Raw genomic sequence first — 23,478 nt, 5'->3', positions numbered from 1 at the left:
GCACGGTACATAAGTGCCGAGACAAGAAGAGATCGGGAGGATTCCATGTTGAGATCAGTAGGCGTTGCGCTGGTTGCAGGTCTGACCTTCGCTGCGCCGGCCCTTGCTGCGGACGCGCCGGCCGAGATCAAGATCGGCACGCTCTACGCGTCGAGCGGGCGCTATGCCTCGATCTCGATGCCGGTTCACTATGGACTGAAGCTGTGGGTCGAACAGAAGAACGCCGAGGGCGGCGTCTACGTGAAGGCGTTCGACAAGAAGATCCCGATCAAGCTCGTTGCCTATGACGATCAGAGCAATACGGCGACCGCGGCGACCTTGTACAATCAGCTCATCACCCAGGATAAGGTCGATCTTCTGGTTGCCGATTCCGGCTCGGTGCTGACCGCGCCCGCGGTTGCGATTGCCCGCGACCACAAGATGTTCCTGTTCGACCAGACCGGCACGGGCGCCAGCTTCTTCTCCAAGGACAATCCCTACATCGCCCTGATGGCCGATCCGGTGTCGACCGTCTGGCCGAAGCCGGTCGCCGATTTCGTATCGCATGATGGACCCGGCCTCGGTATCAAGAAGGTCGCGATCCTGTATGCGACCAACGAGTTCACGGGCACACAGGCCAACGCCTTCCGAAAGTTCGTCAAGGAGTCGGGCGCGCCGATCGAGATCGTCTACGATCAGGGCGTTCCCACCGAGACGACCAACTACACCGTCATCATCAACAACATCGCCAACACCAATCCGGATGCGGTGATTCACTTCGGCTATGCGCCTAACGACATCGCCTTCCTCCGCAACGTCCAGGACGTCGGCGCCAATTTCAAGATGCTGTTCTCGATCTATGCGGGTCTGGAGACCGAGCTGCTCGAGAAGAACGTTGGCGAGAAGGGACTGGAGCACGTCTTCACCTACGTCCCGCCGCAGGAGCTGAAATATCCCGTGAACTTCGGGATGAACATGGACGAGTACAAGGCGGCCTGGGACAAGAAATATACCGACGGCAAGGTCGAGTTCGGCTTCAACTCGGTCGCCGGCTACACCACGGCTCTGGTGATCGAGAAGACGCTGTCGGTCGCCACCAGCCTCGATCAGCTCGAGCTGCGCAAAGCCGTCTTCAGCCTGTCCAATCAGTTGAAGACGCTGGACGGGACCTTCGCGCTCGACGAGATGGGCGGCCAGATCGGCGAGCTGACGCCGCTCGGCCAGCTCGAGCTTGGCGATCATGGCCATCTCAAGTTCATCTCGATCTATCCCCATGAGACGGCGACCGGAAAGCCGGTCTATCCGCGTCCATGAGCCGGAAGCCCGCTGAGCAAATCGTGGGACGAGTCCTGGGAGCCGGCTGCTGATGTTGACCTACGCGTTGGTCGCGGGCGTCCTGTTCGGGCTGTATTTCAGCCTGGTCGGTATGGGGCTCAATCTCGTCTTCGGCGTCATGCGCATCGTCAATCTTGCGCATGGCGACGTCTTGATGCTCGGCGCCTTCGTGGCGCTGGGCGTCGTCACTTTGGCCGGCATCGACCCGCTGTTTGCGGTGCCGCTGGCATTCGTGGTGTTTCTGCTGGTCGGCATGCTGCTGTATTGGGTGCTGGTGCCGCGTCTGCAGGGATCGGCAAATCCCGAGATGCTGTCGATCATCCTGTTCTTCGGCCTGTCGCAGGTGGTCGAAGCCATCACCACGATCTTCGCCGGCACCAGCGAGCGCTCGATCCAGAGCCGGCTGCTCGGCACGGTTTTCTCGACCATCAAGGTCGAGCTGTTCGGCGGCAAGCCGCAGGCCGGTCCGATCCGCATTCTCGGCCAGGGATTTCCCGCGCCGTGGGTGATTGCCGCCGGAACCAGCCTGGTCGCGATCGGCCTCGTTTACGTCTATCTCTATCGCACGCGGCTCGGCACCCTGACGCGGGCCGTGATGTCGCGACGCGACGAGGCGCTGGCCTCGGGTATCGACGTTGATCGCGTCTCGGCCGCGGCCTTCGGAATCGGACTCGGGCTTGCTGCGGTTGCGGGCGTGTTTGCGCCGTTCATGTTCGGTTCGATCACGCCGGCCTTCGGCGCGGACGCGACGGTGACGTCGTTTGCGATCGTCGTGCTGGGTTCGCTCGGCAATCCGCTCGGCACGGCCCTCGGCGGTGTCGTCTACGGTGTCTGCTACATGCTGGTGCAGACCTATCTCAGCTCGTGGGCGGACCTTCTGCCCTATGTGCTGCTGATCCTGATTCTCTTGCTACGTCCGAGCGGCCTGCTTGGAAGGCGGGTGCGCGTTGCCTAATGCCGTCAAGCATGTGCTGTTCATTCTGGTGCCGCTGATCGCAGTGTTTGCGGTCCTGCCGGGCGTCTACCAGAATCATCTGCTGCTGTTCAATTTCGTCACGTTCCTGATCCTCGCGCAGGGCGTCAACATCATCTACGGCTTCACCGGCTATTTGCCGTTCGGCTATGTCGGCTTCTTCGGGGCCGGTGCCTATGGATTTGCGGTGCTGGTGATGCACTTTCAGTCGTCTGCGCTCGTGGCCGTGCTGGCGGCCGGCCTGGTCGGCGTGCTGCTCGGCCTTCTGCTGACGCCGTTGCTGCGGCTGTCAGGCGCCTATTTTGCCATTGCCAATCTGGCCGCGTCACTGGCCGTGCTGCACCTGGTCGCCAATCCCGCATTGGAGGGTATCACCAAGGGGCCGTATGGCGTGTCGCTGACGGGTACGTTCAACCCGTCGCACGCCTATTATGCAGCGCTGGTGGTGCTGACGTTGACGGTGGGCGGTGTCGTCTTCCTGAAGAACTCGAGCTTCGGGCTTGCGTTGCAGGCCGTTCGCGAGGATGCGGTGAGCGCGTCGATGGCGGGGGTCAATGTCGTCAGAATGCGCATCGCCGCCTGGCTGGCGTCAGCGCTGGTGGCGGGGCTCGCCGGCGGCATCTATGCCTGGTACGTGTCCGTGTTCTATCCCGACAACGTCTTCAGCGGCGACTTCAGCATCTTCGCGATCGTCTTCGCGCTGTTCGGGGGCGTCGCGACGATCTCCGGTCCGATCATCGGCGTCCTGATCCTGTACGGTGTCTACAATCTGATCGGGTTCACGACCCCGCAATATTTCCAGCTGATCTACGGTCTTCTTATCATGGGGTTGGTCTTGTTCCTGCCGGCCGGGCTGGTCTCGCTGGCGACGCGAAGGGGCTGGCATGTCCCCTGAGACAAAACCGATTCTCAGCGTCAACAAGCTGGTGAAGCGCTTTGGCGGCTTCGTTGCGCTCGACGGCCTCAGCTTTCACGCCGCGCCCGGCGAGGTGCTGGGGCTGGTCGGTCCGAACGGTTCGGGCAAGACCACGGCCATCAACGTGATTTCAGGCCTCTACGCGCCCGACGGCGGCGAGGTCACGTTCGATGCTGCGTCCATCGGCGGCATTGCGTCCCACAGGCTGGTCCATCGCGGCGTCAACAGGACTTTCCAGGTGCCGAAGCCGTTCATGTCGCTGACCGTGCGGGAGAACGTCAGGGTGGCCCTGGCCTACGGCCACATCGGCGGCACGCCGCCGCCGCTCGACGCGCTGCTCGACGAATATCGTTTGGCCACTGTCGCCGATCGGCCGGCAGCCGATCTCAACAGTGCGCAGCAGAAGATGCTGGATCTGGTCCGCGCCCTGGCGACGCGGCCGCGCCTGCTGCTGCTCGACGAGCTCGCCGCCGGGCTCAATCCCGCCGAGCTCGACTGGATTGCCGAGCGGATCAAGCAGCTTGCGGCCAGCGGCATGTCGATCATCGTCGTCGAGCATCTGATGGGCTTCATCGAGCACATCACCGACCGCGTCATCGTTCTCAATGCGGGGCGGGAAATCTTCGAGGGCAAGCTCGCTGCGGCCGTGAAGGAACCGCAGGTGATCGAGGTGTTCTTGGGAGGCGAGCATGCCGCCTGAAGCAACGCCTCTTCTCCAGGCGCACGGCGTCGATGCGGGCTATGGCACCATGCAGGTGCTGTGGGGCGTCGATCTCGACGTCAAGCCGGGCGAGACGGTCCTGCTGCTCGGCGCCAACGGTGCCGGCAAGACCACGTTCCTGAAATCGCTGGTCGGCCTGGTCGAGGCCCGTCACGGCAGCATCGCGCTCGGCGGGCAGGATATCGCTCATATGCGCTCCAGCGACCGCATGAAGCTCGGCATGACCTACATGTCCGAGCTTGCGGTGTTTCCCGACCTGTCGATCGAGGAGAATATCCTGGTGGGCGCTCAGGCGCTGGGACATGCCAACCCCCGCCGGCGCCTCGACGAGCTCTATGGTCTCTTTCCCGTTCTGCGCGACAAGCGCCGCGACGCCGCCTCCAGCCTGTCGGGCGGGCAACGCAAGATGCTCGGAATCGCCAAGGCGCTCGCGGCCGAGCCGAAGCTTCTCGTCATGGACGAGCCTTCCGCCGGGCTCTCGCCGCTCTTCGTCAAGGAGGTGATCCGCATCCTGAACGGCCTGCAGGGGCGCGGTATCGCGCTGTTGATCGCCGAGCAGAATATCGGTTTCCTTGAAGTGGCAACCCGCGTATTTGTTCTGGAAGGCGGGCGCATTCGCTTTTCCGGCACGGTTGCCGAGATGACCGACAACGAGGCGCTGCGGCGCGCCTATTTTGGATTGAAATAGCGCGGCTGCGTTTTGGCCGCGCCTGACGCAGGCGAACCAGACATGCCGAACGCCCCGACCCTCGCCACATTGGCCGACGATCTCGAAAGCGGCCGCACCACCTCCCGAAGTCTGGTCGAGGCGTGCATCGCCAGAATCGCCGATCCCGCCGGCGAGGGGCAGCGCGCCTTCATCCATGTCGACAAGGACGCGGCGCTCACCACCGCTGACGCCATGGATGCCCTGCGCAAGGCCAAGGCGGCGCCGTCGCGCTATGCCGGTATTCCCATCTCGATCAAGGATCTGTTCGACATCAGGGGACAGACCACGCGCGCCGGCTCCCGGGCGCTCGACGATTCCGATCCGGCCGAGCACGATGCGGCGGCGGTCGCGCGGCTGCGCAAGGCCGGCTTTGTCGTGATCGGGCGCACCAACATGACCGAGTTCGCCTATTCCGGCATCGGCATCAATCCGCACTATGGAACACCTAAAGGCGCCTGGAACCGGGACGAGGGTCATGTGCCCGGCGGCTCGTCCTCGGGCGCCGCGGTCTCCGTGCTCGACGGCATGGCCCACGGCGCGCTCGGCACCGACACCGGCGGCTCCTGCCGCATCCCCGCGGCCTATAACGGCATCGTCGGCTACAAGCCGACGCAGCGCCGCGTGCCGCTGGACGGCTCCGTGCCGCTGTCGTTCTCGCTCGACAGCATCGGGCCCCTGGCGCGCTCGGTCAGTTGCTGTGCCATTCTCGATGCGGTGCTCGCTGGCGAGCCGATCACGGCGCTCAAACCGCGTCCTGTGAAGGGCATGCGGCTGGCTGTGCCAACGACGATCGCGCTCGATGACCTCGATGCAGAGGTGTCCGCGACCTTCGAGCGTGCGCTGAAATCGCTCGCCGATCACGGCGCCCTCATCGAGCGCGTCGAGATGTCCGAATTCCACGACATCGGCCCGATGAACGCCAAGGGCGGCTTTGCAGCGTCCGAGAGCTATGCCTGGCATCGTTATCTCATCACCGCCAAGGGTGATGTCTATGATCCCCGCGTCGCCGTCCGCATCATGCGCGGCGAGGCGCAGAGCGCGGCCGACTATATCGACCTCCTCAACGAACGCCGGTCGCTGATCGCCCGCGTCAACGCCCGCATCGCGCCTTATGACGCGCTCGTGCTCCCGACTACCGCCAACACGCCACCGAAGATCGCAGATCTCGCCGACGACAAGGCGTTTACGACGCAAAACTTGCGCGCGCTGCGCAATTGCACTCTGATCAACATGATCGACGGCTGCGCCATCTCGCTGCCGGCGCATCGCGAGAGCGAGGTTCCCGTCGGCCTGATGCTTGCAGGGGCGGGCGGCTCGGACCGCCGCATCTTTGAACTTGCTGCCGGCATGGAGGCCGTCATTCGTGTTTGACCTCACTTTCACCGTCGACGCCCAGGGCACCACCACGCCGCTGACCTTGGCGATCGACCAGATGGTGATCGCCGGCTGGACCGGCCGCGATCCCGTCGCCCGCGACAAGCACATCGCCGAGCTGCAGGAGATGGGCATCGCGCCGCCGGCCTCGACGCCGATCTACTACCGCGCCTCGGCCCGCCGGCTCACTCAGGAAGACGGCATCGAATGTACCGGCGGCGATTCCTCCGGCGAGGTCGAGTTCGTGCTGATCGGCTGGCAGGGCCGCATCTTCGTCGGCTGCGGCTCCGACCACACCGACCGCAAGGTCGAGGCCTACAACGTGACGGTCTCCAAGCAGATGTGCGACAAGCCGATCGCCTCCACGCTGTGGGAGCTCGAGGACGTCATCGACCACTGGGACAAGATGGTCCTGCGCTCCTACGCCACCATCAACGGCGAGCGCGTGCTCTACCAGGAAGGCACGCTGGATGCGATGCTGCCCGTCACTGAGCTCATCGCGCGCGGTTTTGCCGGCGGCAAATTCCCGGACGGCTGCGCCATGTTCGGCGGCACCTTTGCGGCCAAGGGCGGCATCCGCCCGGCTGATCGCTTCGACTTCGAGCTCGAGGATCCCGTGCTGAAGCGGACCATCAAGCACGGCTACGATGTGACGATGCTCCCGGTGAGAGGCTAGTGCTCTCTCCAAGTCATTGCGAGGAGCCCTTGCGACGAAGCAATCCAGGCTGGTTCCGCAGAGGGATCCTGGATTGCTTCGCTCCGCTCGCAATGACGGGGAGATGGTCATCGGAAATCGGGTGGCAGAGGGTGAGTTAGCTTTGCGAAAGTGCCAGCCATGACAGCAACAGCACACAAGTCGCTCCAAAAGCCCTCCGTCGACCTAACCGCCCATGTCGACGCCCTCGACTGGCCCCAGATCACCGCCGAACTCGACTCCCACGGCAGCGCCGTCCTAAAGGGCCTGCTCACGCCGGACCAGTGCCGCGCCATCTCCAACCTCTACCCCGACGACGCCCACTTCCGCAGCCGCATCGTCATGGGCCGCCATGGCTTTGGCCGCGGCGAGTATAAATATTTCTCCTATCCGCTGCCCGATCTGATCGCGGAGCTGCGCCCGGCGCTCTACGGGCATCTGCAAGCCGTCGCCAACGGCTGGAACGAGGCGATGGGGATGGACATCCGCTATCCCTTAAGCCATGCCGCGTTCCTGAAGCGCTGCCACGAGGCGGGGCAGGTGCGGCCGACGCCGCTGCTGCTGCAATACGAGGCCGGTGACTTCAACTGCCTGCATCAGGATCTCTATGGCGAGCACGTGTTCCCGCTTCAGGTCGCGATCCTCCTGTCCGAGCCGGGGCGCGATTTCACCGGCGGCGAGTTCGTGCTGACCGAGCAGCGGCCGCGCATGCAGTCGCGCGCCGAGGTGGTTCCACTGACGCAGGGCGACGCCGTCGCCTTCGCTGTGCATCACCGCCCGGTGCAGGGGACACGCGGCACCTACCGCGTTAATCTCCGCCACGGCGTCAGCCGGATCAGGTCCGGCCGGCGCCACACCGTGGGTGTGATCTTCCATGATGCGAAATGAGCGGAGCCATTGACGGCTGATTTGTTCGACAGCGTTGCCGAGGCGCAGCCGTCACGCGAGGAGATCGCCGACGGCGCCGTGCTGCTGCGCGGCTTCGTCAAGTCGATCGAGAGCGAGTTGATCGAAGCGGTGCGCGGCATTGTGGCACAGTCGCCATTCCGGCGGATGACCACGCCGGGCGGCCATTTGATGTCGGTGGCGATGACCAATTGCGGCGAGCGAGGCTGGATCACCGATCACACCGGCTATCGCTATGATCCGGTCGACCCGCGAACCGGCGCGCCGTGGCCGGCGATGCCGCGGGTGCTGCGCGATCTGGCGCGCCGCGCGGCGGAGCAGGGCGGCTTCAACGACTTCGCGCCCGATGCCTGCCTGGTCAACCGCTACGAGCCCGGCACCCGCTTGTCGCTGCATCAGGACAAGGACGAGCTGGACTATTCAGCGCCGATCGTCTCCGTCTCGCTCGGTCTGCCCGCGACCTTCCTGTTCGGCGGCCTGGCGCGCAGCGACAAGCCGCGCCGCTTTCGCCTCGTGCATGGCGACGTCGTGGTGTGGGGCGGGCCGAGCAGGCTTGCCTATCATGGTGTCGCGCCGCTCACCGAGGGCGAACATGCGCTGCTGGGAAGGAAGCGGATCAATCTGACCTTCCGCCGGACGCGGTGATGCTTACGGCTTCGGCGGATGAATGAACGCCCACGGGCTGACTTCCGAATCCCTGGTCACTTCCACCGAGATCAAATACGGCTTGCCATGCGCCAGCGCCTTCTCCATCGCGGCCTTGAACTGGTCCGGCGCAGTGACGCGGGCGGATGCCACGCCAAAGGACTCCGCGAGCTTGACGAAATCAGGATTGACCAGGTCCGATGCGACCACGCGGCCGTCAAAGCGCTCGCGCTGGTCGCGGCGGACATTGCCATAGGCGTTGTTGTTGAACACCAGCGTCACCACGCCGATGTTGAACTGCACCGCGGTGGCAAGCTCCTGCAGGCCGAACATGAAGCCGCCGTCGCCGGTGATGGCGACCACCGGCTTGTCGGGATTGGCAACCTTCGCGCCGAGCGCGGTCGGAAAGCCCGAGCCGAGCGTGCCCTGATAGCCTGACGTGATGAAGGTGCGAGGCTGGTAGATCGGGAAGCCGTACCAGGAGGCGAAGCCGAACTGGGACAATTCATCCGTCACGATCGCGTTCGCCGGCAGCACCTCGCGCAAAATGTTGAGATACGCCATCTGCGGCTGGATGCGCTGGATCTCTGCCAGTGCGCTCGCACTCGCCTCGCGGATCGCGCCGCGGCGGCCGGTGGTCTTGCTGTAGCCGGCCTTGCTGACGGCGGCGACGAGATCGGCGGTCGCGGCCTTGGCATCGGCAACGATTGCCGCGGTCGACGGATAGCGCCGCATCTCGACGGGATCGATGTCGATGCGGATGCTCTTGAGGCCATCGGGCTGGTACGGCCAGCGCGACATCGTCGGCAATTCCAGCCGCGTGCCGATGCCGATCATCAGGTCGGTCTTGGCCCACAGCTTGTAGGCGGCGGCCATGGTGAGGCCGAGCTCATGCGCGTTGGAGACGATGCCGCGGCCGCTGCGGAAGGCGACGACGGGCGCGTCGATCATCTCGGCGAGCTCGAGGATTTCCTCGCGCGCCTCGATCGCGCCGCTGCCGACGAAGATCATCGGTGCTTTGCTGGCCTTGATCAGCGCTGCGGCCTGCTTGACGGCATCGGGATCCGGGAGCGGCGCGGGCAGGGGCTCCAGCACCCGCGCTGCGGCGGTGTCCGCGCGTTGCGTGAAGATGTCCCAGGGCATCTCGACCGAGGCGGGACCGCGCCGTCCCGATGTCATCTCCTGAAAGGCGCGTGCGACGGTGGTCGCCGCGTTGCCGGGATGTTCGATGCGGTCGGCCCATTTCACATAGGTGCGCAAGGTCGCGAGCTGGTCGGGCATCTCATGCAGATGGCCGCGGCCCTTGCCGAGAAACTGCGTCGGCACCTGGCCGGTGACGCACAGCACCGGCTCGTTGCAGCCGAAGGCCGTGAGCAGCGCCGCGCTGGCGTTGAGCACGCCGGGGCCGGGCACCACGCTGAACACGCCGGGCTTGCCGCTGGCGCGTGCATAGCCGAACGCCATGTAGCCGCAGGCCTGTTCGTGCCGCGCGCCTATCACCTTGAGTTGGGCCTGATGGAAAGCATCGAACAGGCCGTAGACCTGCGCGCCCGGCAGGCCGAACACAGTGTCGACGCCATGGGCGACGAGCCCGCTTACGATCGCTTCGCCGCCGGTGAGGGTGGTCATTGCATCATTCCATTCGTGTTGTTGTCTCAGGCTTCGTCGACGACGCCGTTGCGCAAGGTGCCGATGCCCTCGGCTGCGACCTCGATGACGTCGCCGGGCTTCAAATAGCGCGGCGGATCGAACCGTGCTCCGGCGCCGGTCGGCGTGCCCGTGACGATGATGTCGCCGGGAACGAGCGTTGCGAAGGTCGAGATATAGCTGATGAGATAGCGGAACGGGAACATCAGCCGGCTGGTTCGGTCATCCTGCCTGAGCTCGCCGTTGACATGCGTGGTGAGCCTGATGTCGGCGAGCTGTGCTTCCTTGGTGTAGGGCACGAGCCAGGGTCCAAGGCTGCCGCTGGAATCAAAGTTCTTGCCTTGGGTCACGTTGAACTTGGCGTGGCGCAGCCAGTCGCGCACCGAGCCTTCGTTGCAGAGCGTCAGGGCGGCAATGTGGTCGAGCGCAGCGCTCTCCTTGATGTGCCGGCCGGGTTTGCTGATCACCAGCACGATCTCGCCTTCATAGTCGAGCTGCGCGGAGGCGCGCGGGCGCACCAGCGGCGTGTCATGCCCGACGAAGGAGCGGGGTGACCGCATGAACATGCTCGGATATTTCGGCGCGTCCTGGCCGTCCTTGTACTCGGCGTTACGATCAGGATAGTTGACGCCGATGCAGATGATTTTCTCCGGGGCAGGCACCGGCGGCAGCCATGCGATCTCGCCGAGCGAATGAACCGGCGTGCGGCCGGCGGCCTCCTCGGCGAAGCTCACGAGCTTTCCGGCGGCGATCACCTCGCGCAGCGTCGGATAGTCCTTTGCGTAGCGCGCGGAGAGATCGACGATGCCGCCCTCGAGGACAGCGCCGTAGCGGGTTTCACTCTTGATGGAATAAGTGGCGAGGCGGGGGAGCTTCATGGCCTAATCCGCCACCAGTACATCGGCCACGAACTTCGGGTCGCGCACGGTCTGGCCCGTGAAGGGCGAGCCCTGCTCGAACCAGGAGCGCGGGGCCGGCGCGCCCCACAGCGTCTGGCGGCGCGGATCGCGCAGCGACCAGCGCAGCGGCTCGTGGTCGTGATCGCCGGTGAAGTAATCGCTGGTGTAAAGCTCGAGGCGGTGTCCGTCGGGATCGCGGACATAGAGGAAGAACGCATTCGAGATGCCGTGGCGACCAGGGCCGCGCTCGATGTTCTTCACAAAGCCCTGGGAAGCCATGACGTCGCAGAGATGGATGATGTCCATCGCCGTCGGCGTCCAATAGGCGAAGTGATGCAGCCGCGGGCCCTTGCCGTTGGTGATCGCGAAATCGTGCACGTTGCCCTTGCGATGCATCCAGGCCGCGGCGATGCGCCCGTTCGGACCGTCCTCTTCGGCATATTCGGTGAGGCGGAAGCCGAGCCGGGCATAGAAGTCGACGGTGTCCTGCACCTCGGCGGCGAACACGTTGAAATGGTCGAGCCGCTGCGGGTGGCAGCCCCGGTAGAGATCATAGCGGCGGAGCAGATGCGGCCGCCGCTCCATCGACGCATAGAGCTCGATCTGGAAGCCGAACGGATCGGTGAATTGCAACGTGCGGCCCTGGAAGGGCCGATCGGCGAAGCCGTGAGCGAGGCCGTTCTCGGACAGAAACCTTGCGGCCTTGTCGAGATCGCCGTCATTGCCGACCTTGAAGCCGAGCCTGTTGCAGGCAGGCACGGCCGCCTTGCGCAGCACCAGCGAGTGATGCTGATGCTCCTCGGCGGCGCGCAAGTAAACGACGTTGTCGTCGGCGTCCTCGACATGCAGGCCGACGATGGTCTCGTAGAACTCACGGCTCAGTTTCAGATCGGTCACGTCGAGCACGACGTGGCTGGAGCGGATGATGTTGAACGGCGGCTCGAAGATATGTTGCGGTACGGGCATTGGCGTTTCCCCTTGGTCTTCTGTCATTCCGGAGCTGCTCGCAGAGCCGGGCCCGGAATCCATCGCGCAGCAGAATTGGTGGCTGAATGGATTCCGGGCTCGTGCTTCGCACGCCCCGGAATGACCGTTCCCTACATTCCCAGTTTCTGAATCTTGTGCGTGCCCCGCGCCAGCGAGACGTGTTTGGTTTCCATGTAGAAGTCGAACGAGTAATCGCCGCCGTCGCGGCCGATGCCAGAGGCCTTCATGCCGCCGAACGGCGTCGGCAGATGGCGGACGTTCTCCGAATTCAGCCAGATCATGCCGGCCTCCAGGGCATCGGCGACGCGCAAGGCGCGGCCGACGTCGTTGGTCCAGACATAGCCTGTGAGGCCATAGCGGATGTCGTTGGCGATCTCGATCGCGTCGGTTTCGTCCTTGAAGGGCAACACGGTGAGGAACGGGCCGAACACCTCTTCCTGCGCCACGCGCATCTTGCCGTGCGCACCCGTGACCAGCGTCGGCTCGACATAATGTCCGCCGCCCGGACCGTCATAAGCCTTGCCGCCGACCGCGATGGTTGCACCATCCTGCCGCGCGACGTCGAAATAGGAGCACACTTTTGCGAGGTGCCGCTCGTGAATCAGCGGTCCGATCTCGGTGGCGGGATCGAGGGGGTGGCCGACCTTCAGCGCCTTCACGCGCGCGGTCAGCTTCTCCACGAATTTCTCCGCAATGCTCGCCTGGATCAGCAGGCGGCTCGACGAGGTGCAGCGCTCGCCATTGAGCGAGTAGATCATGAACACGACCGCGTCGAGCGCGCGGTCGAGATCGGCGTCGTCGAACACGATCACGGGGTTCTTGCCGCCGAGCTCGAAATGCACCCGCTTCAGCGTCGGCGCGCCCTGAACCATGATCGCCGATCCCGTCGCGCTCTCGCCGACGAAGCCGATCGCCTTGATGGCGGGATGCTCGGTCAGCGCCTTGCCGGCCTCTTCGCCAAAACCATGCACGGTGTTGAGCACGCCGTCGGGGACGCCGGCTTCCTTGACCAGCCGCGCCAGAATGGCTGCCGTCACCGGCGACCACTCGGCCGGCTTGTGTACGACGGTGCAACCTGCGGCGAGGGCAGGGGCGATCTTCCAGGTCGAGAGCATGAACGGCGTGTTCCACGGCGTGATCACGCCGACGGGGCCGATCGGCACACGAGTCGAGATATTCCAGTGCTCATCGCTCGGCGTGTTGAGGCCGTCGCGCGCCTCGGCGCATTTGTCGGCGAAGAAGCGGAAGTTTTCGGCGGCGCGGATCGCGGCCTTGGCCATGAAGCGGTAGGCTTGGCCGGTGTCGATGCATTCGAGCACCGCGATGTCGTCGGCATTGTCCTCGATCGCATCGGCGACGCGATGCAGCAGCTTGCGCCGCATCGCCGGTCCCATGTCGCGCCAGGATTTGAAGGCGAGGGAAGCAGCGGTCGCCGCTGCGTCGATGTCCTCGGCATTGCCACGCGCGACGCTGGCGAGCACGGCGCCATCGACTGGCGAGTTCGTCTCGAAAGTCCGGCCCGAGACCGAGGGCACGATCTTGCCTTCGATCATGTGGCCGATGCCGTCCGCGCGCAGCTTTTTCAGCAGCGGAGCGACGCGGTCGCGGTTGGCCTGGAACAGATCGGCTTTCGGCGTGGGCTTATCCATGGGTGGCCTCCACCTTCAAGGCGTCGTGGATGTTGTTGCGCTTCCAGCTGGTGTCCTTGTCGTTGATCTGCATGTCGAACGACAACGCGAACTTGCTACCAGCAAAGACGGGATCGAGATGCTTTGACAGCGCCTGGAACACGTGCTCGCCGGCTTTCTGCCGGGTCGGAAGATCGCGGCCCTCGCCGATGCGCAAGACCATGTCGAGAAAGCCGTAGTCCTGCCGGTCATCGGCAATCGCATAATGCTCGCATCTGACCGCGCGGACGCGGATGCCGCCGAGCGGGAAGATGCCGGTCTCGACCGCGGCCTTGCGTACCACTTCGCACACCGCTGCGATGTCGAGACGACTATCGAGATTGGCCGAATATTCGATCGTGAAATGCGGCATGGCGGTTTCACTCCCTGTGTCGTCTCATTGCTTTCTAAGCGAAGTAGCAGCTCACCGAGCCGTAGGCGCCATAATCGGCCTGAATTGTGTCGCCCTTGCGGGTCTCGATCGGACGGATGAAGGAGCCGGCCAGTACGACCTGGCCAGGCTCGAGCGCAAGGCCGAGCGGCGCGATCTTGTTGGCAAGCCAGGCGACTGATGTTGCGGGATGATTGAGCACGCCGGCGGCAAGGCCGGTTTCCTCGATCTGGCCGTTCCTGAAGCAGAGCGCACCGATCCAGCGCAAATCCGCATCCAGCGGACGGATCGGCCGTCCGCCGAGCACGATACCGGCATTCGCGGCGTTGTCGGCAATGGTGTCGTAGATTTTCCGCGAGGCCCTGGTCTTGGGATCGACGCGCTCGATCCGTGTGTCCAAAATCTCCAGCGCGGGCACCACGAAGTCGGTGGCGTTGAGGACGTCGAACATCGTGCAGTCGGGCCCCGACAGGCGCTTGCTCATGACGAAGGCGAGCTCGGCCTCGACGCGCGTCGCGATGAAGCGCTCGGTCGGAATGAGCCCGCCATCGGCGAAGAACATGTCGTCGAGCAGCACGCCGGAATCAGGCTCGTCGATGTTGAGCGCGCTCTGCATCGCCTTCGAGGTCAGGCCGATCTTGTGGCCTTTGACGAGGCGTCCCTCGGCGACCTTGATATCGACCCACGCCCTTTGAATCGCGTAGGCATCGGCGATGGTGATCTCGGGGAAATCCTGCGACAGCTGCCGGATCTGCACGCGGGTCTTCTCCGCCTGGTGCAGACGGCCCGCGCAAGCTTGGATATCGTCGTTGGATAGCGCCATGGATGATCTACGAAATCGTGGTGCCGAGATACTTAACATGTTAAGTTAATGCGTCAAACAGATTCTGGCTTGCTGCACTGCAAACGTTGCGGTCTGAAGGCGCGGCATTGAAAGAGGGACATGGCAAAGAGACCGGCTGACCCCACCAACGCAGGCGCACCCGCCGCGCGCCAAGTGCCGATGCGCGACTTCTCGCGTTCGCTGCCGATGTCACTGCTCCGGGCGCGCGAGGCGGTGATGCGGCAATTTCGCCCCAAGCTGCGCGAGCACGGTCTGACCGAGCAGCAATGGCGCATTTTGCGCGCGCTCGCCGCCATCGAGGCTGCCGAGGTCACGGAACTCGCGCGAACTGCGTTTCTCCTGGGGCCAAGCCTGTCGCGGATTCTGCGCGATCTGGAGGCGCGCAATCTGATCGAGCGCAGGACCGCGAAGTCGGACCAGCGCCGCAGCATGGTCTCGATCTCGAAAGAGGGAGTGAAGCTGATGGCCTCCGTCGCGCCGTCGTCGGAGGCGATCTATGCCGAGATCACGCAGCGCTTCGGCGCGCGCAAGCTGGCCGAGTTGCAGGAGATGCTCGGAGAGTTGGAACAGAGTCTCGCCGAACTTGGCGCCGCCGACGGGGCAAGTGCCGAGGAGTGAACAGCAGATATGCGCGAGAGCGCGGCGTCGGCCGTGGACATCGCCGCTTTTTTTGGCTCAAAGTGCCGCGCGAGCCGATCACCCCAAATCGGGGCCGTGGCGGATGACGCCAGCCTTGCCGGATGATATCCGGGCGGCGATAATGAACATCGCCCGCAGGGTCGAAGCGTCCCAACAACAAAGAAGGAAGGCAACGTGGCGAACAAGGTCAAGGAAATCTGGAAGTCGGGCAAGGCCGTGGTCAATGCGTGGCTCGCTATTCCCTCCGGCTTCTCTGCTGAGATGATCGCGCAATGCGGCTTCGACAGCGTCACCGTCGACATCCAGCACGGCGTGCAGGACTATCAGTCGATGGTGCAGTGCTTCCAGGCCATGGACAAGCACCCGGTCGTCCCGATGGTCCGCGTGCCCTGGAACGAGCCCGGCATCATCGGCAAGGTGCTCGACGGCGGCGCCTATGGCGTGATCTGCCCGATGGTCAACACGGCGCAGGAAGCCAGGAACCTCGTTTCCTACTCCAAATATCCGCCGCAGGGCGTCCGCTCGAACGGCCCGATCCGCGCCGGCATGTACGGCACCGCGGGCTCCTACCAGAAGACCGCGAATGCCGACACCATCCTGCTGCCGATGATGGAGACCAAGACCGCGGTCGAGAACATGGAGGCGATCCTCGACGTCGAGGGCATCGACGGCGTCTATATCGGCCCGTCCGACCTCGGCTTCTCCTACGGCCTCGAGCCGAAGCTCGATCGCTCCGAGCCCGAGATCCTCGCGATCTACGAGAAGATCATCAAGGAGTGCGGCAAGCGCGGCCTCAACCCCGGCATCCATTGCAGCGGCGCCGAAGGCGCTGCGCGCGCCATCAACATGGGCTTCAAGCTGGTGACGCTCTCCAACGAGGTCGGCCTGATGACGACCTACGCCAAGATGCAGGTCAACGCCACCCGCAAGGAATCGGGCGGCAAGGCCTGATCGTTTTGCGTGTCCCGGACACGGTGCGGCACCAAAAGCGCGTTTGCGCGCGTCTTGGACGCGCTATGGCGCCGCTCCGCAGAGCCGGGATCCAGAAGCTGGCGAACGAGATGATAGATGGGCCCCGGTTCAGCAGCGCACCGTTTCAAGCTGCGCTGCGTCCGGAGCACGATACTTGAAGACCCAAGGAGACTCCCATGACCATCAGCCCCGTCATCCGCCTGCATCCCGATGATGGTGTGCTGATCGCGCGCGCCAGCCTGCCGCCGGGGACGGTCGTGGCCGACGGCGTCACCACGGTCGAGCGCATTCCCTCCGGCCACAAGGTCGCGATCAAGCCGTTTGCGGTGGGCGAGCCTGTGATCCGCTACGGCCAGATCATCGGTTTTGCGACGGCGCCGATCGCGCCGGGCCAGCACGTGCATGTGCAGAACATCGGTATGGGCGATTTCGCCAAGGACTACGCCTATTGCGCCGACGTCAAGCCGACGCCGAATTTCGATCTGCCGGCGACCTTCGAAGGCATCCGCCGTCCGGACGGCCGCGTCGCCACGCGCAATTATATCGGCATCCTCACCTCGGTGAATTGCAGCGCGCATGTCGCGAGCCTCGTCGCCGACGTCTTCAAGAAGAACCCGTTCACGGGCGACAATCCGCTGGCCGAATTCCCCAATGTCGACGGCGTCGTCGCGCTGACCCACAAGACCGGCTGCGGCATGACGCAGAACGAGCCGCTCGCGCTGCTCCGCCGCACCCTCGGCGGCTATGCGCGGCACGTCAATTTCTCCCATGTCATCGTGCTCGGGCTCGGCTGCGAGGTGAATCAGATCGGCGGCCTGATGGAAGAGCAGAAGCTTGCGGGACGCCTGCGCGCGATGGACATCCAGGAGGTCGGCGGCACCCGCAAGACCGTGGAAGCCGGCATTGCGTTCGTGCGCGAGGCGCTGGCCGACGCCAACAAGGTCAAGCGCGAGGCGGTGCCGGCGAGCGAGCTCACCGTGGCCCTGCAATGCGGCGGCTCGGATGGCTATTCGGGTGTATCGGCCAATCCGGCCTTGGGCGCGGCCAGCGATCTGATCGTCCGCCATGGCGGCACCGTGATCCTGTCGGAGACGCCGGAGACCTACGGCGCCGAGCATTTGCTCACGCGCCGCGCCGTCAGCCGGGAGGTCGGCGAGAAGCTGGTCGATCTCATGCGCTGGTGGGACGAATACACGACGCGCGAAGGCGCCGAGATGAACGCCAATCCGAGCCCCGGCAACAAGGCCGGCGGCCTCACCACAATTCTGGAAAAGTCGCTCGGCGCGATGGCCAAGGCCGGCACCACCAATCTCGTCGAGGTGCTGCGCTATGCCGAGCCCGTCACCAAGAAGGGCTTTGTCTTCATGGACACGCCTGGCTACGACCCCGTCGCGGCGACGGGACAGGTCGCCGGCGGTGCCAACCTCGTCTGCTTCACCACGGGGCGCGGCAGCGTGTTCGGCTGCAAGCCCGCGCCCTCGATCAAGCTCGCCACCAACACGCCCATGTACAAGCGCATGGAAGAGGACATGGACGTCAATTGCGGCACCATCCTCGAAGGTGACGAGAGCGTCCAGGAATGCGGCCAGCGCATCTTCGATCTCATCCTCAAGACCGCGTCGGGCCAGCCGACCAAGAGCGAGAGCTTCGATTTCGGCGGCGCCGAGTTCGCGCCCTGGGTGCTGGGCGCGACGATGTGATCGCGCTGTTGCGGTATCAGGCAACGGTGGTGACGCCTCCCTAAGTAGTGATACGGAGGTGTCATTTGATCGCACCGGTTCTCGCGCACACGTCTGCTTAATATTTTCTGCCCTAATCCTACAACAATGCGGACTCCACTCCAACGAGGCGTTCGCCTTTGAGGATTGGCGACAGATGACGCGCACGATACGGCCGACCGGCGTGGAGAGTTTCCTCGGCGAGGAGGAGCTGATCGTGTCGAAGACCGATCTCAAGGGCCGCATCACCTACGCCAACGACGTCTTCATCCGCATGGCCAAATATACCTACGCGGAGCTGATGGGCGCGCCACATAGCCTGATCCGCCATCCCGACATGCCGCGCGCCGTCTTCAAGCTGCTGTGGGACACGCTGCAATCCAAGCAGGAGATCTTCGCCTACGTCGTCAACCTGGCGAAGGACGGCAGCCATTACTGGGTGTTCGCCCACGTCACGCCGACTTTCGACGAGCGCGGCAATATCGTCGGCTATCACTCCAACCGCCGCAAGCCCGATCCGGTCCAGATCGAGCGCGTCAAGCCGATCTACAAGACGTTGTGCGCCGAAGAGGCGCGTCACGCCAATGCCAAGGACGGCATGCATGCGAGCTTCGATGCGATGGTCGGACTCCTAAAGCAACAGGGTGTCGGTTACGATGAATTTGTGCTCTCTCTCTAAGGCGCAGGGAGCGACCGCGCTCGCATGCATTCTTGCCGTCGTTGCGTTCGCCCTCGCGCTGCTCGACGTGAGCGGACTCCCCACTGCTGCATTGTTCGGCGCGATCATTGCGTCGCTCGGCTACGCCCTCTGGTGCCAGCGTCGCACGGCGGTGGTCCTCGATGAGGTCACCGATGTCTGCCGCAAGGCTTCGCGCGGTGATCTCGAAGCGCGTATCCTCAGTGATCGTCAGGCCGGCCGGATCGGGTCGATCCAGAAATCGGTCAACGACATGCTCGACATCACCGACGCCTTCGTCCGCGAGGCTTCGGCGTCGATGGACTATGCCAGCCGCGGCAAGTATTTCCGCAAAATCCTGGCACGCGGTCTGCCCGGCTCCTTTCGCCGCTCGGCCAGCGTGATCAATTCCGGCACCGACGGCCTCGGCCGCCGCGTGGTCGAGATCGGCGATCTCGCAAGGCAGTTCGGGACTCATCTCGACGGCGTCGCCGGTACGCTGATGGGTGCGGCGACGGATCTCGAATCCGACGCGGACCAGATGGCGACCGCGGCCGAGAAGACCAGCCGGCAGACCTCGGGCGTGCTCAGCGCCTCCGACCAGGCCTCGCGCAACGTCGCGACCGTCGCCAGCGCCGCCGAGCAACTGGCATCCTCGATTGCCGAGATCGGCCGCCAGGTCACCGGCTCGACCGCGAGCACGGGCCGCGCCGTGACCGAAGCCAATCGCGCCGGCAGCGAGATACGCACGCTAGCGGACGCGGCGCTGCGGATCGGCGACGTCGTCAAATTGATCAGCGAGATTGCTTCGCAGACCAATCTGCTCGCACTCAACGCCACCATCGAGGCGGCGCGCGCCGGTGAGGCCGGCCGCGGCTTTGCGGTCGTCGCGTCCGAAGTCAAGAGCCTCGCCAACCAGACCGCCAAGGCGACCGAGGAGATCAGCGCCAAGGTCGGCGAGATGCAGCAATCGACCACCAACTCGGTCGCGGCCGTCGAGGCGATCGCGCAGACCATTGCCGAGATCGACGGCATCACCGCCTCGATCGCGACCTCGATCGAGCAGCAGGGCCTTGCCACCCGCGAGATCGCCCGCAACGTCCAGGAAGCCTCGGCCGGCACCGCACAGATGTCCTCCAACGTGACAGGCATCAGCGAAGCCGCCGCCGACACCGGCCGTGTCGCTGCCCGCGTCAACAGCGCCTCCGATCGCGTCCACAGCGAGGTCGGGACGCTCCGACGCGAGGTGACGCAGTTCTTGCAGCGGCTGACCTCGGCGGCGTAACGCCGCCTCACACAGTTTCTGTCGTCCCGGACAAGCGCGCCTTAAGCGCGCGCCGATCCGGGACGACTTGCCTGGGGGGCACCGCGGAGCCACTCTCTCTATCATCGCCCGGGCCCGCACCTTGCATAGGCACGCTCTGCCCGTTGTTAGTGCTTGATCGCATTCACATCAGGTGTTCTGCTCAAAAAAGCTGCTGGAGCACCGCACCCCGTGTCGATCTACGTCGCATTACACCACGTCACCCACTACAAATACGACCGCCCGATCGATCTGGGACCGCAGACCATCCGGCTGCGGCCGGCGCCGCATACGCGGACGCCGATCCTGAGCTATTCGCTCAAGGTCACGCCATCAAACCATTTCGTAAACTGGCAGCAGGACCCGCAGGGCAACTGGCTCGCGCGCTACGTTTTTCCGGAGAAGACCACCGAGCTGAAATTCGAGGTCGACTTCACGGCGCAGATGACGACGGTCAACCCGTTCGACTTCTTCGTCGAGCCCTATGCCGACAGTTTTCCGTTCGAATACCCGAGGGACCTCAAGACCGAGCTCGCGCCTTATCTCGAGACCATCAAGCCCGATCCCGAATTCGCGAAATATCTGGCCTCGATCCCGCGCGAGGCGCCGAACACGGTCAACTTCCTGGTCGATCTCAATCGCGAGCTGCAGAAGAAGATCAGCTACATCATCCGCATGGAGCCCGGCGTGCAGACGCCGGAGGAGACGCTCACCTCCTGCGCCGGCTCGTGCCGCGACTCCGCCTGGCTCCTGATCCAGACCTTCCGTCATCTCGGCCTCGCCGCGCGCTTCGTCTCCGGCTATCTGATCCAGATCCGCCCCGACATCGATCCGATCGAGGGGCCGCCTGAGGTCGAGAACGACTTCACCGATCTGCACGCCTGGGCCGAGGTCTATCTGCCGGGCGCGGGCTGGATCGGCTTCGATGCGACGTCGGGCATGCTGGCAGGTGAGGGGCACATCCCCGTCGCCGCCACGCCGCATTATCGCTCGGCCGCGCCGATCTCGGGCGGCGCCGGCTTTGCCGAAGTCGAGTTCGCCTTCGACATGAGCGTGAAGCGCATTCGCGAGGCGCCGCGCATCACAAAGCCGTTCTCGGACGATTCCTGGGCGCGGCTCAACGATCTCGGCGAGCAGGTCGACGGCGATCTCGCCACGCAGGACGTGCGCCTCACCATGGGCGGTGAGCCGACCTTCGTGTCGGTCGACGATCTCGAAGCGGCGGAGTGGAATACGGAAGCCGTCGGTCCGACCAAGCGCGCGCTCGGCGACGATCTGATCCGCCGCCTGCGCAATCGCTTCGCGCCGGGCGGGCTTTTGCATTACGGCCAGGGCAAATGGTATCCGGGCGAGAGCCTGCCGCGCTGGGCGTTCGGCCTTTACTGGCGCAAGGACGGCGTGCCGATCTGGAAGAACGCCGACCTCATTGCAAAAATCGAAAATCCGAGGCGCGCCCAGACCGAGGACGCCGAGGATTTCATGGAGGGCACGGCGGTGCGGCTCGGGCTCGATCCCGGCTACATCATTCCAGCCTATGAGGACACCGTCTACTGGCTGCAGAAAGAGGCCGAGCTTCCGGTCAACGTCGATCCCTCCAATTCGCAATTGTCCGATCCCGAGGCGCGCGCGCGCATGGCGCGGGTGTTCAACCAGGGCCTGCGTGCGCCGCGCGGCTTCGTGCTGCCGGTGCAGCGCTGGAACGCGCCGCCGCGCTGGCGCAGCGAGCGCTGGCAGCTCCGGCGCGGGCATCTGTTCCTGTCGCCTGGCGATTCACCGCTCGGCCTGCGCTTGCCGCTCGGCTCGCTCGGCTATGTCCCGCCCAATCAATATCCCTACATCGTCGAGCAGGACCCGATGGAGACACGCGGCAAGCTGCCGGTGTTCACGCCGCCGGCGCGGCCGAAATCGCCGCAGCGGGTCGCGCCCGAGAAGCTCAACACCTCCGTCCCCGTCCGCACGGCGCTGTCGATGGAAGTGCGCGACGGCGTGATCTGCGCCTTCATGCCGCCGGTCGAGCGCATCGAGGATTATCTCGAGCTGATCGCGGCGATCGAGGCCACCGCCGAGGAGATGCAGCTCCAGGTCCATGTCGAGGGCTATGCGCCGCCGTTCGATCCGCGCATCGAGGTCATCAAGGTGACGCCCGATCCCGGCGTCATCGAGGTCAACATTCAGCCGGCGCAGAGCTGGCGCGACGCGGTCGAGATCACCTCGGGTCTCTATGAGGATGCCGGCAAGGTCCGTCTCGGTGCTAACAGGTTTCTGCTCGATGGCCGCCACACCGGCACCGGCGGCGGCAATCACGTCGTGATCGGCGGCTCGAGCCCGCAGGATTCGCCGTTCCTGCGCCGGCCTGATCTCTTGAAGAGCCTCGTGCTCTATTGGCAGCGTCATCCGTCGCTGTCCTATTTCTTCTCGGGGCTCTTCATCGGCCCGACCAGCCAGGCGCCGCGCATCGACGAAGCCCGTCACGACAGCATCTATGAGCTCGAGATCGCGCTCTCGCACGTGCCGCCGCCCGGCTACCAGGTGCCGCTGTGGCTGGTGGACCGGCTGTTCCGGCATCTGCTCGTCGACATCACCGGCAACACCCATCGCTCCGAGATCTGCATCGACAAGCTCTATTCGCCTGATGGCCCGACCGGACGTCTCGGTCTCGTCGAATTCCGCGCGCTCGAAATGCCGCCGGATCCGCGCATGTCACTGGCGCAGCAGCTCCTGATCCGCGCGCTGATCGCAAAGTTCTGGCGCGAGCCGCAACAAGGCAAGTTCGTGCGCTGGGGCACGGCGCTGCATGATCGCTTCATGCTGCCGCATTTCATCTGGGAAGATTTCCAGGACGTGCTCTCCGAGTTGAAAAGCTCGGGCTACGCGTTCGAGCCGGAATGGTATCTGGCCCAGCTCGAATTCCGCTTCCCCGCCTTCGGCCGCGTCCATCACGGCGGCGTGACGATGGAGCTGCGGCAGGCGCTGGAGCCCTGGCACGTCCTCGGCGAAGAAGGCTCGGCCGGCGGCACCGTGCGCTATGTCGATTCGTCCGTCGAGCGGCTTCAGGTCAAGGCGGAAGGGTTCGTCGAAGGCCGCCACATCATCACCTGCAACGGCCGCCGCCTGCCGATGACCTCGACCGGGCGCTCGGCCGAGGCCGTGGCCGGTGTCCGCTTCAAGGCCTGGCAGCCGGCCTCCGGCCTGCACCCGAGCATCCCGGTTCATGCGCCGCTGACCTTCGACCTGATCGACACCTGGAATGGCCGCTCGCTCGGCGGCTGCGTCTATCACGTCGCCCATCCCGGCGGCCGCAACTACGAGACCAAGCCCGTCAACACCTACGAGGCCGAGGCGCGGCGGCTGGCGCGCTTCCAGGACCACGGCCATACGCCGGGGCCGATGCAGCCGCCGCCCGAGGAACGCACAAATGAATTCCCGCTGACCCTCGACTTGCGGACCTCGCTCCTGCAATGAGTATGATGGTGGGGCAGGGAG

21 protein-coding genes are annotated in these 23,478 nt (G+C 64.7%); 15 read left to right on the top strand and 6 right to left on the bottom strand.

The genetic code is table 11. From position 1 onward, the window contains the following. Positions 1-45 precede the first annotated feature (45 nt). From XH91_RS24355 to alkB, 9 genes are all read left to right on the top strand, one after another. Positions 46-1,293: an amino acid ABC transporter substrate-binding protein gene (locus tag XH91_RS24355; RefSeq protein ID WP_128952933.1), complete on the top strand. Its 1,248-nt coding sequence runs from the start codon at positions 46-48 to the stop codon at positions 1,291-1,293. 52 nt (positions 1,294-1,345) lie between these two features. After that, positions 1,346-2,269, top strand: coding sequence for a branched-chain amino acid ABC transporter permease (locus tag XH91_RS24350; RefSeq protein WP_128952932.1), 924 nt, complete (start codon positions 1,346-1,348; stop codon positions 2,267-2,269). Continuing rightward, positions 2,262-3,182 carry a branched-chain amino acid ABC transporter permease gene (locus XH91_RS24345; protein ID WP_128952931.1) on the top strand — a complete coding sequence of 307 codons (921 nt, stop codon included), beginning with the start codon at positions 2,262-2,264 and terminating at the stop codon, positions 3,180-3,182. Before XH91_RS24350 ends, XH91_RS24345 begins: the two co-directional genes overlap by 8 nt. Then, positions 3,172-3,903: an ABC transporter ATP-binding protein gene (locus tag XH91_RS24340; protein ID WP_128952930.1), complete on the top strand. Its 732-nt coding sequence runs from the start codon at positions 3,172-3,174 to the stop codon at positions 3,901-3,903. The genes XH91_RS24345 and XH91_RS24340 overlap by 11 nt, the downstream gene beginning before the upstream one ends. Next, on the top strand, positions 3,893-4,612 hold the full coding sequence (locus tag XH91_RS24335; protein WP_128952929.1) for an ABC transporter ATP-binding protein: 720 nt from the start codon (positions 3,893-3,895) through the stop codon (positions 4,610-4,612). The genes XH91_RS24340 and XH91_RS24335 overlap by 11 nt, the downstream gene beginning before the upstream one ends. A 42-nt stretch (positions 4,613-4,654) precedes the next feature. Beyond that, positions 4,655-6,004 carry an amidase gene (locus XH91_RS24330; RefSeq protein WP_128952928.1) on the top strand — a complete coding sequence of 450 codons (1,350 nt, stop codon included), beginning with the start codon at positions 4,655-4,657 and terminating at the stop codon, positions 6,002-6,004. Then, the gene (locus XH91_RS24325; RefSeq protein WP_128952927.1) at positions 5,997-6,683 is read left to right on the top strand and encodes a DUF2848 domain-containing protein; all 687 of its coding nucleotides are present in this window, start codon (positions 5,997-5,999) and stop codon (positions 6,681-6,683) included. The genes XH91_RS24330 and XH91_RS24325 overlap by 8 nt, the downstream gene beginning before the upstream one ends. A gap of 159 nt (positions 6,684-6,842) precedes the next feature. Beyond that, positions 6,843-7,589, top strand: a complete 747-nt coding sequence (locus XH91_RS24320) for a 2OG-Fe(II) oxygenase (RefSeq protein ID WP_128952926.1) — start codon at positions 6,843-6,845, stop codon at positions 7,587-7,589. A gap of 9 nt (positions 7,590-7,598) precedes the next feature. Further along, the gene (alkB, locus tag XH91_RS24315) at positions 7,599-8,252 is read left to right on the top strand and encodes a DNA oxidative demethylase AlkB (RefSeq protein WP_128952925.1); all 654 of its coding nucleotides are present in this window, start codon (positions 7,599-7,601) and stop codon (positions 8,250-8,252) included. Between the two features lie 3 nt (positions 8,253-8,255). Here alkB and XH91_RS24310 read toward each other — a convergent pair whose 3' ends face one another. The 6 genes from XH91_RS24310 to hpaH all read right to left on the bottom strand — a co-directional run bounded on the left by XH91_RS24310 (position 8,256) and on the right by hpaH (position 14,666). Further along, entirely contained in the window at positions 8,256-9,881 is a 1,626-nt protein-coding gene (locus XH91_RS24310) for a thiamine pyrophosphate-dependent enzyme (RefSeq protein WP_128952924.1), read from the bottom strand. Between the two features lie 26 nt (positions 9,882-9,907). Then, positions 9,908-10,777, bottom strand: a complete 870-nt coding sequence (locus XH91_RS24305; protein ID WP_128952923.1) for a fumarylacetoacetate hydrolase family protein — start codon at positions 10,775-10,777, stop codon at positions 9,908-9,910. 3 nt (positions 10,778-10,780) lie between these two features. Then, a complete protein-coding gene (gene hpaD / locus XH91_RS24300; RefSeq protein WP_128952922.1) occupies positions 10,781-11,764 on the bottom strand; it encodes a 3,4-dihydroxyphenylacetate 2,3-dioxygenase in 984 nt (327 codons plus the stop codon). Positions 11,765-11,895: 131 nt separating this feature from the next. Then, a complete protein-coding gene (gene hpaE / locus XH91_RS24295; protein ID WP_128952921.1) occupies positions 11,896-13,434 on the bottom strand; it encodes a 5-carboxymethyl-2-hydroxymuconate semialdehyde dehydrogenase in 1,539 nt (512 codons plus the stop codon). Then, the gene (locus XH91_RS24290; RefSeq protein WP_128952920.1) at positions 13,427-13,825 is read right to left on the bottom strand and encodes a 5-carboxymethyl-2-hydroxymuconate Delta-isomerase; all 399 of its coding nucleotides are present in this window, start codon (positions 13,823-13,825) and stop codon (positions 13,427-13,429) included. Before XH91_RS24290 ends, hpaE begins: the two co-directional genes overlap by 8 nt. Before the next feature lie 34 nt (positions 13,826-13,859). Beyond that, positions 13,860-14,666, bottom strand: a complete 807-nt coding sequence (gene hpaH / locus XH91_RS24285; RefSeq protein WP_128952919.1) for a 2-oxo-hept-4-ene-1,7-dioate hydratase — start codon at positions 14,664-14,666, stop codon at positions 13,860-13,862. Between the two features lie 120 nt (positions 14,667-14,786). On the opposite strand from hpaH, the gene hpaR reads away from it, so the two are divergent. The 6 genes from hpaR to XH91_RS24255 all read left to right on the top strand — a co-directional run bounded on the left by hpaR (position 14,787) and on the right by XH91_RS24255 (position 23,457). Continuing rightward, positions 14,787-15,305, top strand: a complete 519-nt coding sequence (hpaR, locus tag XH91_RS24280) for a homoprotocatechuate degradation operon regulator HpaR (RefSeq protein ID WP_128952918.1) — start codon at positions 14,787-14,789, stop codon at positions 15,303-15,305. Positions 15,306-15,500: 195 nt separating this feature from the next. Continuing rightward, positions 15,501-16,277 carry an HpcH/HpaI aldolase family protein gene (locus tag XH91_RS24275; protein WP_128952917.1) on the top strand — a complete coding sequence of 259 codons (777 nt, stop codon included), beginning with the start codon at positions 15,501-15,503 and terminating at the stop codon, positions 16,275-16,277. A gap of 197 nt (positions 16,278-16,474) precedes the next feature. After that, complete coding sequence (locus XH91_RS24270) at positions 16,475-17,998, top strand: UxaA family hydrolase (RefSeq protein ID WP_128952916.1); 1,524 nt, start codon at positions 16,475-16,477, stop codon at positions 17,996-17,998. A gap of 175 nt (positions 17,999-18,173) precedes the next feature. Beyond that, positions 18,174-18,695 (top strand): PAS domain-containing protein, encoded by a 522-nt coding sequence (locus tag XH91_RS24265; RefSeq protein ID WP_128952915.1) that lies wholly within the window; start codon positions 18,174-18,176, stop codon positions 18,693-18,695. Beyond that, the gene (locus XH91_RS24260) at positions 18,673-19,977 is read left to right on the top strand and encodes a methyl-accepting chemotaxis protein (RefSeq protein ID WP_164934003.1); all 1,305 of its coding nucleotides are present in this window, start codon (positions 18,673-18,675) and stop codon (positions 19,975-19,977) included. The genes XH91_RS24265 and XH91_RS24260 overlap by 23 nt, the downstream gene beginning before the upstream one ends. A 210-nt stretch (positions 19,978-20,187) precedes the next feature. Continuing rightward, positions 20,188-23,457, top strand: a complete 3,270-nt coding sequence (locus XH91_RS24255) for a transglutaminase family protein (RefSeq protein ID WP_128952913.1) — start codon at positions 20,188-20,190, stop codon at positions 23,455-23,457. The last annotated feature ends 21 nt before the right edge of the window (positions 23,458-23,478 follow it).

Source organism: Bradyrhizobium guangzhouense (assembly GCF_004114955.1).
Classification (GTDB): domain Bacteria; phylum Pseudomonadota; class Alphaproteobacteria; order Rhizobiales; family Xanthobacteraceae; genus Bradyrhizobium; species Bradyrhizobium guangzhouense.
The sequence above is the reverse complement of the archived record's forward strand: the minus strand, read 5'-3'. Positions and strand labels throughout refer to the sequence as shown.